This window comes from Salinicola aestuarinus (assembly GCF_003206645.1).
Lineage (GTDB): Bacteria > Pseudomonadota > Gammaproteobacteria > Pseudomonadales > Halomonadaceae > Salinicola > Salinicola aestuarinus.
The window spans coordinates 1-1565 of the sequence record NZ_PZJP01000014.1; the positions used below are offsets into that span (position 1 = coordinate 1).

Below are 1565 nucleotides of genomic sequence, written 5' to 3' on the forward strand. Positions count from 1 at the left end.
CGCCGGTGATCTGACCAAAGCGCGCTAGCCGCTTGGCGGTCTCCAGGGACTGATTGGCAGCGGCGATGCCCTGCCTGGCCGCCCGGCGCTCATAGCGCCCCGAGGCAAGGCCGGCACCGAGGCTGGCGACGGCCAACGTCGGTGAACACCATTAGCATCATCGGCAGAAATGGCTACCGCCATGGCACGACAAACGTTGGCCGAGCCATGGGGCACCGGCCCTAAAGGCCGGTGACGATCGTGATCGGAGGGGATATTGAGCGAAGCCGTCGCTCAATGGTATTCGTAGTGGCCGTCGCTGCCCTGCGCTTCGAGGCCGTGGTAACTGGGGCGGTAGCTATTGTGTTCATCCTGCCACTGGCGCGAGAGCGAAACCGCTTCGTCGATCTGTGCCTGAGTCATCTGCTCCGCCAGTTCTGCCTTTTTGCCGGAAGACGCCGTGCCGCCGAGGTCGTACATCATGTAGGCGCGGACGAGGTCTTTATCGGTGCCGATGCCTTGGGCGTAGAAGTCCCCTAAAGTACCTTGAGCCGAAATATCATCATTATCTGATGCTCTCCTCAACCACAAAAAAGCCTTATTATCATCTTCCTCAATGCCTTTGCCTAAGCGATACCTATTCGAAAGATTTCTCATGGCAAGAACATCTCCTAGGGCTGCTGACTCCTTTAACCAGCGCACTGCTTTCGCATCATCCACAAGCCCTAAATCTGCATCAGAAAACATGTAAATATCAACGAGCTTTTTAATTGCTTGGGCATAACCTGCTTGTGCCGCATCAGTTATTCTGGATACTCCCGCATCTACATCCTTGTCAACACCGTACCCATTGAAATACATAAGTCCAGAAAAATAACCAGCTTCGAAGAAACCTGCTTGATAAGCCTCTTCAAAATAGTGAAAGGCTTTTTCTGGATTTTCAGATCTACCTTTATCCCCATTCAAATAGGCTAGCCCTAAAAAATAACTTGCAACACAATCTCCCTGCTTAGATTTTAGAACCAGGCTTTCATATCTACTACTCGAATAATCTTCTTCAAAATCCCCAACATCCGTATAAAGCTCCTGAGCATGACAAAACGCAGAAAGGAGCAAAAAAACAACAAAAAAAAGCAAACTTCGCATGCATTTAAAGCTCATTTTTTGGCCTCGTTAAATCTCGATCAATATATTGTCTCGGCCTATGGCCCGCCCCGCCACGGTCACATTCAATCTTACGCTAACAGCTTGCGCAAAGCCTTCCAAATCAAGCGAAACAGAACATTTACTCCCTGTCTCAACTTCTATTACATCGAGTCCCCCTTCCTCACCGCCGCCATCGATAACACCTGATGAGCTTTGTCGGTGATCATTGTCACTTTTTCCTGTCGCAAAAGTAGCGAGACGGTTTGTATCACCACCTTTTTTTTGCTCTACCTCCATATAAAGAGCGACATTTTCTATTTTAGGAAGCATGATATTGATAGAGGCATAATAAGGCTCTTCCCCCTGATGATCGGCTTGCTCGAAGGCCGCAACAGCCCCAGCATTGTCCATACGCCGCCACCGCTGAATCACGTCGATAT

Annotated in this window: 2 protein-coding genes; both read right to left on the reverse strand. The window is 49.7% G+C overall.

Annotated elements, in window-relative coordinates; translation table 11 throughout:
- Positions 1–273 precede the first annotated feature (273 nt).
- Positions 274–1125 carry a tetratricopeptide repeat protein gene (locus DOM41_RS14910; RefSeq protein ID WP_188112416.1) on the reverse strand — a complete coding sequence of 284 codons (852 nt, stop codon included), beginning with the start codon at positions 1123–1125 and terminating at the stop codon, positions 274–276.
- Between the two features lie 27 nt (positions 1126–1152).
- Positions 1153–1565: hypothetical protein (locus DOM41_RS17565; protein ID WP_223161001.1), on the reverse strand; the 413-nt coding region annotated here is incomplete at its 5' end.

What these genes read in the sequence shown, in the direction of transcription:
- DOM41_RS14910 (WP_188112416.1), bottom strand. Translation starts at nt 1,125, where the DNA reads ATGCGAAGTTTGCTTTTTTTTGTTGTTTTTTTGCTCCTTTCTGCGTTT.